The 13,334-nt window shown below is 45.4% G+C and carries 9 protein-coding genes and 2 pseudogenes; 4 read left to right on the top strand and 7 right to left on the bottom strand.

Annotated features, from left to right (window positions below; translation table 11 throughout):
• The first annotated feature begins 62 nt into the window (after positions 1 to 62).
• Positions 63 to 1,664, top strand: a complete 1,602-nt coding sequence (locus BQ9893_RS20290; RefSeq protein ID WP_075967716.1) for an IS1182 family transposase — start codon at positions 63 to 65, stop codon at positions 1,662 to 1,664.
• A 133-nt stretch (positions 1,665 to 1,797) separates the two neighbouring features.
• Here BQ9893_RS20290 and BQ9893_RS20285 read toward each other — a convergent pair whose 3' ends face one another.
• The 7 genes from BQ9893_RS20285 to BQ9893_RS20255 all read right to left on the bottom strand — a co-directional run bounded on the left by BQ9893_RS20285 (position 1,798) and on the right by BQ9893_RS20255 (position 10,858).
• Positions 1,798 to 5,748 carry an Eco57I restriction-modification methylase domain-containing protein gene (locus BQ9893_RS20285; RefSeq protein ID WP_075967715.1) on the bottom strand — a complete coding sequence of 1,317 codons (3,951 nt, stop codon included), beginning with the start codon at positions 5,746 to 5,748 and terminating at the stop codon, positions 1,798 to 1,800.
• Positions 5,749 to 5,754: 6 nt separating this feature from the next.
• Positions 5,755 to 6,771 (bottom strand): restriction endonuclease subunit M, encoded by a 1,017-nt coding sequence (locus BQ9893_RS20280; RefSeq protein WP_075967714.1) that lies wholly within the window; start codon positions 6,769 to 6,771, stop codon positions 5,755 to 5,757.
• Between the two features lie 281 nt (positions 6,772 to 7,052).
• A complete protein-coding gene (locus BQ9893_RS20275) occupies positions 7,053 to 8,261 on the bottom strand; it encodes a tyrosine-type recombinase/integrase (RefSeq protein ID WP_075967713.1) in 1,209 nt (402 codons plus the stop codon).
• 1 nt (position 8,262) lies between these two features.
• On the bottom strand, positions 8,263 to 8,907 hold the full coding sequence (locus tag BQ9893_RS20270; protein ID WP_075967712.1) for a hypothetical protein: 645 nt from the start codon (positions 8,905 to 8,907) through the stop codon (positions 8,263 to 8,265).
• A 2-nt stretch (positions 8,908 to 8,909) separates the two neighbouring features.
• Positions 8,910 to 9,833 (bottom strand): relaxase/mobilization nuclease domain-containing protein, encoded by a 924-nt coding sequence (locus BQ9893_RS20265; protein WP_075967711.1) that lies wholly within the window; start codon positions 9,831 to 9,833, stop codon positions 8,910 to 8,912.
• Positions 9,830 to 10,219 carry a plasmid mobilization protein gene (locus tag BQ9893_RS20260; protein ID WP_075967710.1) on the bottom strand — a complete coding sequence of 130 codons (390 nt, stop codon included), beginning with the start codon at positions 10,217 to 10,219 and terminating at the stop codon, positions 9,830 to 9,832. Before BQ9893_RS20260 ends, BQ9893_RS20265 begins: the two co-directional genes overlap by 4 nt.
• 201 nt (positions 10,220 to 10,420) lie before the next feature.
• Positions 10,421 to 10,858: a DUF3408 domain-containing protein gene (locus BQ9893_RS20255; protein ID WP_081415518.1), complete on the bottom strand. Its 438-nt coding sequence runs from the start codon at positions 10,856 to 10,858 to the stop codon at positions 10,421 to 10,423.
• Positions 10,859 to 11,339: 481 nt separating this feature from the next.
• Between BQ9893_RS20255 and BQ9893_RS20250 the strand changes: the two are divergent.
• The 3 genes and pseudogenes from BQ9893_RS20250 to BQ9893_RS20235 all read left to right on the top strand — a co-directional run.
• Positions 11,340 to 11,444, top strand: a pseudogene (locus tag BQ9893_RS20250) (helix-turn-helix domain-containing protein); the annotation flags it as partial.
• A 150-nt stretch (positions 11,445 to 11,594) separates the two neighbouring features.
• Positions 11,595 to 13,094, top strand: coding sequence for an IS110 family RNA-guided transposase (locus tag BQ9893_RS20240; RefSeq protein WP_081415341.1), 1,500 nt, complete (start codon positions 11,595 to 11,597; stop codon positions 13,092 to 13,094).
• Positions 13,093 to 13,302, top strand: a pseudogene (locus BQ9893_RS20235) (helix-turn-helix domain-containing protein); the annotation flags it as partial. The gene BQ9893_RS20240 and the pseudogene BQ9893_RS20235, both read left to right, overlap by 2 nt.
• Between the last annotated feature and the right edge of the window lie 32 nt (positions 13,303 to 13,334).

Genomic DNA, 13,334 nt, shown 5'->3' with positions numbered 1-13,334 from the left:
TCCCAAGCCGAGGCTTTGTTATTACCTAAAGATTTTGTATCTTTAAGCATAAGCAAAGTAATATGGCAAAGATACATTTTCGTTCTTACAATCCCAATCAAATCGTCCTTTTCCCACAAAGAATAGATGAAAATATTCCCTCGGACGATCCTGTACGCATCCTGAATGCTATGGTAGACACCCTTAACCTCAGTTCATTTCACAAGTTGTATAAAGAACAGGGGCGTTCTCCCTATGACCCACGAATGATGCTCAAGGCTGTTTTGTATGCCTATATGAACAATATCTATTCCTGCCGTAAGATAGAAAAGTCCTTGCTGCGGGATATCCATTTCATCTGGCTTGCCGGTTATGAGAAGCCGGATTACCGGACTATAAACCGTTTCCGTAACCGTGTCAAGGATGAGATAAACGGAATATTCACACAAATAGTCCTCATTCTGGCATCAAAAGGATTCATAAGCCTTGACGTTGAATATGTTGACGGCACAAAGATTGAATCAAAAGCCAACAGATACACATTCGTATGGCGTAAGAACGTAGAACGTAACCGTGCCAGGCTTCTTGAGAAGATACGTATTCTTCTACAGCAGATTGATGAGGTCGTGGCACAGGAGAATGCCTGCATTGAAAATACCGCTACCGAGTTTACCCCTTCCATGCTGGCGGATATGATATCAGAGTTAAAAGCCTCCATTGAAAATGCACCAGCCGCATCGGATAAGGAAGAAAAGAAAGCTGAGAAACAAAAGATGAAGCAAATCAAGCAATTGGAATCGCACTGTGAGAAACTTGCCGAATATAACAGTCACATGAGAATACTCGGCAAACGAAATTCTTATTCCAAAACAGATCCTGATGCTACATTTATGCATATGAAGGAAGACCCTATGGGAAACGGGCAGTTAAAACCGGGATATAATCTGCAAATCGGAACCGAAAACCAGTTCATGCTCGACTTCGGACTCTACCCTAATCCTACAGACACTCTTACATTGATTCCTTTTGAAAATTCGTTTCATGAACGTTATAACCGTTTCCCATTGGAAGGGGTTGCCGATTCCGGTTATGGCTCGGAGGAGAACTATAGTTTTATGGAAGAAAACGGAATAGAAGCATATGTCAAGTACAATTTCTTTCATAAGGAGCAAAGAGCAGACAAATATGTGACAAATCCTTTCAAACAGGAAAACCTGTATTATAACAAGGAGAAAGATTATTATGTTTGTCCCATGGGGCAACATATGAACCGGACAGGTGTACGGCATTATAAAACGGAAAGTGGATATATTGCAGAAAGCGCCGCCTATAGGGCTGCAAGATGTGAGGGATGTCCTCTCAGATGTATGTGCTTCAGCTCAAAATCACCAGGACGTACCATAGAAGTCAATCACAGGCTGAAAGAATATAAACAAAAAGCGTGTGAAAGGCTTACCTCAGAGAAAGGTATCAGACATAGAGGGCAAAGATGCATAGAGCCTGAAGCTGTCTTTGGACAAATCAAATACAACATGGGATACAAAAGGTTCAGGCATTTTGGAAAAGACAAGGTCACAATGGACTTTGCCTTCTTTGCCATTGCTTTTAATATAAAGAAAATGTGTGCTAAAATCAAGAATGAGAAGATGACAGACAAAAATTATCAAAATATCAGGGTGGCATAAGCCATCTATGGCATATTATACCACTAAAAAGCATGGACACAGGGGAAAATAAATCATACTCTATGAAAAATGAGAACCCCATGGTTCTATAACGAAAAAGAGGATGCATCATTTTGACACATCCTCCTATGTACTACATCGGCTTTATCATTGATTCTATAAATGAGATTTCTTCGTTGGTCAGATGATATTTCATGTAGAGTTGTTTATCTATTTCAGAGACAGATTTATACCAATCAATATCACTCGAAGAGGTGAAATCCTGCTGTGGGACAAAAGCAAAGCATTCTCTTGTCACATTCACAGAAGTGATTCCCTGACGAAGAAGGAAACGAGCAAATTTAGATAGAAGATATTTCTTGTAATTTGTAGCCTCTTCTGGAGTGCTAAAGACAGCAGTATCAATATACGTTTCTGTATTGATTTCTGCTGGTGATAGTATCTGAGGTTCTGTCAATACCCTGTACCCTTCCCCAGGTTTGACACTCATTTCTCCATTGCTCGGAACAAAACGACCAACAATTATCTTATATTGGTCAATATATTCAATTCCTTTAGTTATCTCCGTTCTATTAACTTTGGACCATCCCTTGCTCGTAAGTATCTTTATATCACCATTGTCTTTCCCTCTAAAATAAGTTCTAAAGCCAAATGGATTTATAGAAAGAACAGAATCTTTGAGGTATGATGTAGATATAGAAATGACTTTTTCAAGGATAGAAACCGCAGCATTTAAGCGAATTAAGGTATCAAACTGATTCAAATATCGTTTGATGTTAATATCCTTTATCGCATTGTAATTTGTAACCATACATGGGCCATTATAGTTGTTATCCCAAAGAAAAGTACACAATCCTCCTGCTATATCAACTGTTGGAAACAGGTCTTTACTCAGTTCATAATCATGCAATCGGAACAAATGAGTATCAGAAATCATGTCTGAACGAAACTCATCTAAACCTCGGCCACCTGCGTACCAACGAGCAGGCATAATCATACTTATATAATTTGGACGGACTCGTTTGGAAATGTTCATAAAATGATGATATACAGGAATAGCTCCTCTGTCAGTTCCGCCATCCATAATTTGATACGGTGGATTTCCTACTATTGCGCTGAATTTCATATTATCGTTGTCTATTGCCTTCCAATAAGATTTTCCTTTGGCTACTTTAGCCACAAAGTTTTCCGGCTTATTCTTGATTTGATTGATTAAGTCCTCGAAGTATCTGGTGTTTACTTTCGCATCGCGGAAACCGATGAGAGTGCGTTTAGTAATGCTCTTTGCCATCGGAGTCTTGCAGATAACGAAGATATTTTCTGCCACGACCTTATCCCAAATGCGCTGCTCGTCCTCAATGCTTGACACCGAAAACAAAGAGTTCTTTACTCGTGTGCGGTAAATGCTGTATGCCATGTAGAGAGGGTACAAGCCGGACTTAGAGTTGATTTCAAGGATGCGGGAATCCTCTGCAAACACATTGGCGCTCACCTCGCCGTGGTCAATGAAGCGAGGCTCGGACAATGTGGTTTCGTAGTCCTTCTCAAAGAAGTTATATCCGCCCAAACAATCGCCAAGGTGCATATTCACCACACGCCACGGGGTGAGGACGGTTTCCTTGTCCGGATTGCGGAACGTGCTGAATATATCGGTGATGCGTTCGATGCGTTCCTCCACGCTCAATTTGTCCGCAGCACGGGTCATGGCACGGATGCGCTTACCTGCTGCACAGAATATCTCCGGGTCGTAGTACCGCTTGAAACTGTTGAACTTCTGCTTGGTCACGCCCTTGGGCATAAACTCTTCCCATGACTGTGGGTCGATGAGCGAGGCGAAGTTGTCAATCGTTATCTCTTGGTTCTCGTCTTGCAGTTCCGCACCATAGATGAGCAAGGGCATACGGATAGAGATGCCACGAAGGATGGAAATGGCAGCCTCACGGTTTTCCTTTTTCTTCTTCAGTTCTGCCAATCGCAGTTTCTCTTCCTCTGTCAATGGCTGCTTGTCCTTGCCTCGTTTCTTAGACTTCTTTTCAAGGTCTTCCAGTTCCTCGTATTGCTCGTCCGTCAGTCCCTGATTGTTGATGTCCACCTGATTGGTTTTGGGCATGGCTTTCGTCTGACCGATAATCTTCTTGAGGTCGTCAAACTCCTGCAATTCCAAGTCGTTGAGTTTCATCAACTCGTCATTATAGAGGCTTTTGTCCTCGAATCCATTGCGGACCACCCGCTCCACATACACCTTTTTGAGCTGCTCCAGCATCCGCGGTACATCGAACTGCTTCATCTTTGAACCTTCGATGGAGATAATCGGGCAGAAGTTCAGAAACTCGCCCATAATCTTGCGGTCGTTACCGCTGGTCTTTCCGGCCTTTGCCGAAATCTTTGCCGTTTCTGCAATGACTTTCAACGTGCGATCGGGAGCAAAGTCAAACACATAACATTGCTCCTTGACACGTCCGTTGATGGTCGCAGGAGTCTGCACACGGAAGATGGTCTGCATATAACTTGATGCCGCAGTATTGTACGAGCCGGACAACATGAACACACCCGTCCACGCCTTGACACTCACGCCCGTAGTCAAACGTCCGCATGACAAGGTGATGGTACGTGTGGCATCCGGGTCTTTGCCAATCGCTTCCTCTACCGCCTTCAGTGCATCCTTGCTCTCTTCGTCCTCGTCACCTTCTCCTGCCACATTCACCACCTTGAAGTGTTGGAACACGGGGTGCGATTGTAGCAAGGTACTCATGACACGGGCCTCCTTTACGCCAGGCAGCATCCACAGCGTGTGGCGGAAGATGTTGCGGTACTCTTCGTTTGCAAACGGATAGCAACTCTCCTTGTCTTCTTCGGTCAGGAGATTCAGGAAAGCACGGACATCCTTTTCATGAACAAAGGTCCCGTTTTCGTTTACACGGAAGAACTCGCGGAAGTTGAAGGCCATATCTTCATCCACGAACTCATGAAGCAACCGTCCGAGGTCGTAGGTATAGATGTTCATCGTTGGCAGTGAGGCGTAGGGATTCGGATCACCGAAATGTGTCAAATCCCATGAAGCCTTTGCCCTCTGCTCCATCACATAGTCCCAGGTATAGATTTCCTCATCCTTGAAATCGTCCAACAGGTTGAAGGGCGTACCTGAAAGACGCAGAATCTTGGTATTGTCCTTGGTCAGTTCCTGCATCACCGCCTTGCCCAATTCCGTCTGCGTACCTTCGTGCGCCTCGTCCACGATGATGCAATCCCATGCGGTGGCAAACACCTCATTGTTCTTGCCGAAGTTGCCGCCTACCAGCTCCGAACCACGCAAATCCTGCATGGAAGCAAAATACACATATTGGCATTTACCCTGCTTCGCTCTCGTTTCAAGTGAAGCATGGCTGTCACCATTGTTCTTTGAGCCGTATGCAAAACAGGGACAGTCATAGAATATCTTGCCGAAATCCTCGAACCAGCCGCTATCCACCACAGGGCGATGAGTAAGAATCAAAGTACGGCTGAAATCCATATCCTTCACCACTTGCAAAGCCGATAAGGTTTTTCCGAAACGCATCTTGGCATTCCACAGCATCTGATTGCCTTTCTTGAACTGCTTTTTGGTCTTCTCTATGGCCTCACGCTGTTCGGGACGGAATACAATCGGGCTTTTGTCGTGCGAAACTTCTGCGGAGGATAATGACTTCCGACCTTCCTTTACCGCCGCTATCGCCCGCTTGACCGTTTCAAGGTCAGTGATGAACCATTCGTTGGCCTTGTTTTCGGTATCAAAGACCTTTTTCCTGATGCCGGAACGCTCCAGAACGCTATGCACCTCCTTGTCATTGAAAGAGCATAAGCCCTTCTTGCTGTTGTATATCGTCAGTTCCGTATAGAGCAGGTCGTATGCGATACCCGCCGTTTGCGTATATTGATTGATGCGCTTCTTCGCGGATTCGTTGAGTGCCTTGCTATTGGGGCCAAGTCCGGAGACACTATCATTGTCACAAGTGGCCTCGCCCACCTTCAGACAGCCTTTGTGTGCAGCATCGTTGATGCGGAACACATATATCAGTTTCAGTTTTAGTGAAGATGTGAATTTCATACTCCACTATTTTATGAGGTCGATAAATCGGATTCGTTTTCCCATCTTTCCCGTTTCCGGGTCTTTTGCCCGCCAGTCCTTAATGAGGCAATACGTGCCATTATGCCTGCGGATGTCGTCTTTCGCACAACCCTCGCATTGGCTAACTTCCTCTCTCGTTTCAAATAAGTCGTACACGGTAGTACGCCGTTCACCGCAACTGTTCGGTACAACACCCTTTAGCCCGTCCATCTGCCACACATTCCATGAAATGATGTAGGCGATATAGTTGATGGATTTCAACAACGGACGCTTGCCAAACTTCTGTTGGTAGTATTCGATAAAGGAGATAAGCATGGCTTCACGGGCAATCAGTAGATTGTCGCCCTGCCATTCGTATGCGTATGTACTCTTGTACGCTTCCTGTGCCCACTCCAGCCATTCGCCAGAGGTCTCCGTATTCTCACTTACGACCCGCAGTTTGCGGTCAAGCAAACCTATACGTTGCTCTAAGGGAATAGCCTCTCCGGTTGTGGTATCATATCGGCTGATGATGTAAGGGGCTTCCCCGCAGGTTATCTCCAAACGATTGTCACGTACATAGTCTTTCCAAGTCTTGTTTTCGGGGAATACTATGTTGTCATCAGTGGATTTCCAGCGATGGCATCCCTGTTCATCTGTGTATTCTGTGTTGAACACATTCTTTCTTCCAAACCATGCTTCATCAATAAGGTTGTTCTGTGCATTGCATATCCATGAAGGCGTGAAGACCTCCGCCATGTCACGGGAACGTGCAGTCTGGGTATCACGGCTTTTAAGTACACGGGGCATAATGACATGGCCGTTGTCCCCGGTAATCAGATGTGGAAGGATGGGAGCGTCATATTGATACCCTTCGCCAAGACTTTCATAATCGGAAGTAGCCCAAAAGATATTGCGCTGAACGTCCTCCCTGCTCGTGGTATGGTCTTTGAGCAGGATATTCAACAGTTCGGGCGAAAGCCGAAAGATACTATCTTCCAATATGTCAACTTCAACGGGCATTTTATTTCAAGTTTACGCCCGTCTCTTATAGAAATAAGGGAAAAAGGTTCTTCTCTTACCAAGAGACGGATGAGTTGCCTTATTCCATTGATATTGAGTTGTATTTTTTCCTCTTTATGGATAATTTCGCAAAACATCCGATATTCCTCGCAAAACAAAAGCATGGCAATAAGTAAGATTTTTAGCATTTTATATCCTAAAAATCATTATTTTGCGTAATTTTGCATTGTAATATCCGTCTCTTGGTAAGCGTTGGACTGATTCGTAAAACATTCACGACTTTACAGCAAATCCAGTATCTTCTTATTGGCTTTATCCACCACTGTAGTATCTAATGATGCAAGATAAATCTGCGTGGTATTCTCGGAATCATGCCCCATTCCTTCACTGATGACAGAGATAGGCACATTACGGCTCTTGGCAACACTTGCCCATGAATGTCGTCCGACATACATTGTCAAGGGTATCGGCAAATCCAGCTGCTTCCCGATTTTCTTCAGCAAATGGTTCACCAGATGAAGTTCGTTGGTATATTGTTTCCGATAATCTGTGTCCCGTTGTGTAATAATGGGTAAAAGATACTCTGTTTCGTTTATCGGATATTTGTCAAGAATCTCTTGCATACACTTTTCCCATTTGATGAATAACTGTTGCCCCGTTTTACGTCTGCGATAAGAAAGAGTGCCATTCTCCAAGTCTTTCTTTCTCAGATAAGCCATATCAATGAACGACATCCCCCTTGTGTAGAAACAGAGCAGGAACATATCACGGGCAAAATCTAGGTTGGGTTTCAATGACAAGTCCAATCCTTTGATGCGTTTAATGTCATTGAGCGACAAGGCTCGCTTCATGGTTTTCTCCACTCCTGTATAAACGGACTTGAACGGATGCCGTTGCTCGGTCAATCCGTCTTCCACCGCACGGTTATAAACCGCTTTCAGGATACGCATATAAAAGGATATGGTATTGGACGTATTTCCCCTGCCTTTCAAATAAGCCTCGTACTCAGCAAACAAATCTGCATTAAGCTGGTCAAACAAGACCTCCTTGTCATTCATAAAACCGCTGAAACGCCTGAGAGCGGCAGTGTAGGTTTCCGAAGTACGTATCTTCCCCAAGCGTTTCAGCCTTGCTATTTGCTGGCTGATGTAAGCGTTGAACGATAATTCTTGCCTGTTGTCGTGAAAGCGCATGACTATATCATCCGTCACAAATGTGCCGGACTGGGATAACGCATGTATAATCTTGTTCAGCATGTCCTTGTCCCACTTGATGCGTGAACCGATTGAAAGTAGATAGTTGTTCCGCTCTTGTCCTGTTGATATATGATGTAAGACAACCGTTTCGGAATGGCGGTCCCATTCCGAAACGAAAAGTTTATACTCGGTGTTTATCTGTCTGACCACACGGTTGTGGATGACCTGATAGTAGAGTGTACCCTCCCTGCCGTTCACGGTGGAGGGACGAAACTTGACCTTTACCGATGCCATATCAATCGGATTTTGATTTGATACTCTCCTGCATCAGGCTGTCGGAAACCGCTTTCAGGGATGTTTCATACCCATCAGCCTGCTTCCGTATCCACTCAATGGCCTTCTCGTCTCGGTGGATGTCAAACACCTTGTTCAACCAAAGCAAATCATTGGCATCACATCCACCCCAAGAGCGGATAGCACGGAACCTCAACGCATCATCGGAATACTTCCTATTGGACTGCCATTGCGAGATATTGCCCCACAGGGATAAGACACATGCCACACCCAATCCCACAACGAAAGAAAAAACCTTGCTTGACTTGATGTCAAAACTATGCCGGTGGATATGCTCCTGCGGTTGTGGCTCTTGTTGCACACCTTGTTCATCCTGCGACTTCTTGATTGTATCAAGGTGATGCAGTATCAGGGTGGAAATCTGTGCGTAAGCCTTCCAGTGCTTATCCAACAAGCCCTTAATTTCTCCAGACTGAGCTTTTGCCGTTTCCACAATAGCCTCCTTAATTGGAGATAAATCCGGTTCATTATTTTCTATTTGTGGTTGTTGTCCTGCCACCTTGGGCAATGCTTCCAGCTTGCCATTTATGCCTTTTAAGGCGGTCTTGATTTCCTCAAAGAGGATGAATACATTGTTGTCTGCCATGATTACCAGTTGATTTTACGTTGTTTCTTCTTTTTCTTGTTTTTCAGATACGGGTCGTAAGGTTGTTGCTCCTCCGGCATATTGGTTGGTGTGAACAAGCCTAATGAGCCATTGATAAGTTCGCCGCCGACACTTGAAGTCGGGCTTATTTCTTCCCGATTAGTCTGCGATTGAGTTTGCATCTTCCACTCCCCGTAATTGTTGCGGTTCAATGCCGCATCAATCTTGGAGTAGCTGAATTGCCTGTCCACCTTTGAACCATTGAAACGATAGCCGTTCATCGTAAAGATGACACCTTGAATTTCAGTCGTCTGTCCCTTATATTTGAACTGCACATCTACGCCTTGCCGTTCTAATCTTTCAAGCAGGGTATTCCAAACCTTGCATCTGCTGACCTCCGTCTTCAAGATTTGGTACAACTCATACCTCGTCTTATCCGGCTCACGCAATCGGTCTGTCTTCACTTGCTCCTTGTCATTGGCAAAATGAAGCCCGTACATCTTGGTAAGTTCCTTACAGATACGCTCGCTGCGGAAGCGGTCGTTCCTGTCGGATATGGTCTTACCGTTATTGTCGATGCGGTTGAAAGCGATATGCACGTGCGGATGCTCTTTGTCAAAGTGCCGCCCGATGATGTACTGCGTATCCTTGATACCCATGCGTTCCATATATTCCCGGGCAATCTGCGTCATGACCACATTGTTCAGTCGTGGCGCATCTTCCTTTGAGAAGCTCAAAGCGATATGCCCGACAGCCTTTGTCACTCTCGGATTCATTTGTGCCTGCCCGATAAATCCTTGTGCTATCGTGTCATTATTTTCCAGAAATAAGCCGTCTGAATCTATGATTTGAGTACCTTTCTCATCGTTCAGAATGTAATAAACTACACCCTTGAAGTCCGAGCCTTTCATAATTTTTGCTATCATAGGCGTATCCGATTTACAAGATTGTCTATCTCAATCATCAGTGTGCGGCAGGGAATAAACACGGAGGCGTACCCTTCCGCATTCGCTTTCCGTGCCAGTTGGTTCAAGTTGTTCGCCATACCGCAGAGTTTGCGGATAAGGTCGCCATGCTCTTTCGAGAGCCGTTCTTTCACACCGCCCTCTGTGATGCAACCCCGAATGAACTCGCTGGCAGAAACACCTGCTGACTTTGCTTTGGATTTCAATAGGTAGTAGTCCTCTGTTGCCATTTTCACCGTAACACGGTATTTCAGTTTCTCGGTGATTCCCTTAACGGGACGGCCTCCCTTGTTGGCTCGCTCCCGTCTGTTGCCTTTTACATTATTCTTCCTTTTTTCGTTGTCCATGATTTCCTATTCTTTAGTTTAATCACTGATTGTAATAATTGTACATAAGATAGACCAACGGGATGTGCCTTCCCTGCGATGTTTGGAGCGGGGCAAGTGGTTTCGGTCTGCCCGAAACATAAACTTGCCCCTCCAAACTTCGTTACAAGTGATTTAGAGCAACTCTGAAAGATGCCCTAAAGACACTCGGTTGGTTTTGTCTTAATTCCTACAATTTACGCCATTGGTCAATGTGTGTTGCCGTGCGAGGTTCTCAATAAGCCCCGATACACTCATGCCACGTCCACCGAGGCGGCGCACAATCTCGTCCAGCCTGTCACGTACCTCCCCACTGACGAACACGGGCTTGCGGTCGGCAATCTTGGGCACTCGCAGATAGGTGGCACGGTATTCGTCCAATGACAGCCTGCGCTGTTTGCTGCTGATACGTCTGGCGACAGTTCGTTCCACGGTAACGTTATCCGCCTCTGTTTCTCTTGCCTCATTGTCTGACCCTGCGCTTGTTTCCGACTCAGTTACCTGTTCTGCGGATGTGTCCGGCTCATCCAATATAGGAAAGAGATTGCCTGCTTCCACAACAGGTTCTTGTTCTGCTACGGAAGAACTCTCTTCCGGTTCGTGTTTGGGCATGGAAGGCATATAGTCTTCCAACTTGAAGTTTTTGAACGCTTCATCGTTCTCAATGTTTTTGAATTTCTTGCTCATTGTTGTTTCTTTTTTAAGTGAATACTTGTTGGTCTGTATGCGCATAGTTGACCGTTTGTCGGGAGCAAAGTAAGAGGCTTTAGTTCAGTCAGTCAAGTACTTGGATTCTGTTAGGCAATTTTGTGTAGTTTTGCCTTATGGCGGTATGAACAATGGTGCAGACTTCTTCGATTTGCCGGATATGGATCACAGGAAGAACAAAGATGTATTTACGGGTAAATTTGAATTAAGTCCTTATTTTGTTCTTGGCATTCTTGCTAAAATCCCCAATTAAGATGATAACGATAAACAGCACCCCGGACAACCTATGCCATACCGGTGCCACATGCTTCCACTTTTAGAAAATCCATTGTCGGATAACTGATTATATATTCCTTTGCGGCAAAAGAAACAATAACATCAAAGAATAACGTATATGGAAATCGTATCTATCGAAAGACAAACCTTTGAGGCGATGGTCGCCAAGTTCGACCGCTTCGTTCACCGTATGGAAGCAATCTGCCAGCGGCACGGCGAAAAGAGTAAAGCCAAGCCTTTGTCTTGATTGAAATCAGAGTGGAACACAGAACGTTTCCGCCGCCTATGGCGGCAGAAACGTTTTTAGTTACCTTTGCTGTAGGCATAAGAAGCAAGCCGTTTTTTTCTTGGGTTTTCAATCCCACAAAAGAGTATGGCTCCTTGTCCTGCGAATCGAAGATTGGTCGTCAGAGGCCGTATAGAAGAATGCTCATCGACAGGACATGGCTTATGCCATTTATCCATCAACAAGAGTAACGATATTACCATGGCAAAGAAAGCAAAAAAAGTCAAGAGCGCCAAAGGTGCGGAACTTCGGATAGTCAATCCCGATGCGGCTGGGATAGACATCGCGGACGGTATCATGCAGGTCTGCATCCCTGCTGACCGCTCCAAGGACAACAACCGTGCGTTCGGAGCATATACATCCGACCTGCATGCCATCTCGGCATGGCTTAGGGAATGTGGCATAAAGACAGTCGCAATGGAATCCACCGGGGTGTACTGGATACCGCTGTTCTGTCGTCTTCAGGAGGACGGGCTGGATGTCGTATTGACCAACGCAAGGGATGTGAAGAACATAACGGAGAGGAAAACCGACGAGTCGGATGCCGAATGGCTGATGTTGCTGCACCAGTACGGGTTGCTCAAGGCAAGTTTCCAACCGCACAACGACGCCAAACGGATGAGGACACTTACCCGTCATCGTGACACCCTCTCCCGTGAAGCCTCAAGCATGGTCCTGCGTATGCAGAAAGCCATGCAGCAGATGAATATAAAACTTACGCTTGTCCTGTCTGACATCACGGGAAAATCCGGCATACGTATCATCGAGGCCATTCTTGCAGGTGAACGTGACCCCAAGAAACTTGCGGAATTGGCTGACATCCAGTGCAAAACCCCGAAAGAGGAAATAGCCAAGGCACTTGAGGGCAACTGGGAAGAAGACCTCATGTTTGTCCTCAGACAAAACTATGATACTTTCAAACATTATTGTACCCAACTTGGCGAGTGCGATGCAGAACTGGAGAAACTCATGGAAAACTACCGTGCGGAGGTTGCCAAAGTGGAAGATACTTCATATAGCCCGGCAAAAAAACGCCGCGATTATAAAAAGACCAGGCATACCGTGAGCTTCGACGTGGAAAGGAAAGCATACGAAATGTGGGGAGTGAACGTTTTTGAGATACCGGGCATAAGCCACCTGACCGCACTTGAACTGATGAGTGAACTGGGGCACGACTTTACCCGGAAGTTCCCGTCTTCCAAACAGTTCTGCTGTTGGTGCAACATCTCACCGAACACCAAGATATCAGGAGGAAAAAGAATATCAAGCCACGTGCCACACCGTCGGAACAATGTCGGGTTGATTTTTAGAAGTATCGCTTCTTCGCTCGCCAATGCGAAGAACCAATTGGGGAACTTCTACCGCAGAATACGTTCACGGGCCGGAGGTAAAGCCGCAGTCATTGCCACTGCCCACAAGGTAGCCGAGATATTCTTTGCCATGGTTGCAAACCAAACAACTTATAATCCGGAAAGAGTAGGTATAGACGAGAAAGTATTACTCGAAAAACGGATTACAAGATACAAACGTGAATTAGAACGAATTACAGGCACACATATAGAAATTGGCAATGCATGTGTTCCATAGAAGAATAAGTGAGTGGATGGACAATCAGGACGTGTGCCGGATGCTGAACATCAGTCCCCGCACGTTGCAGACTCTGCGGGACAACGGTACGCTTGCCTACTCACAAATAAACCATAAGACGTATTACCGTCCCGAAGATGTGCAACGTATCGTTTCCGTTGTGGAGGATAGACGAAAAGAAGCGAGATTCAAAGGACGGACGATATAATCTCAGTGCAATAAATAAAGTATAATAACAAT

Origin of the sequence: Parabacteroides massiliensis (assembly GCF_900155425.1) — a bacterium.
Taxonomy (GTDB): Bacteria; Bacteroidota; Bacteroidia; order Bacteroidales; family Tannerellaceae; genus Parabacteroides; species Parabacteroides massiliensis.
This window is presented reverse-complemented; position numbering and strand designations above follow the sequence as displayed.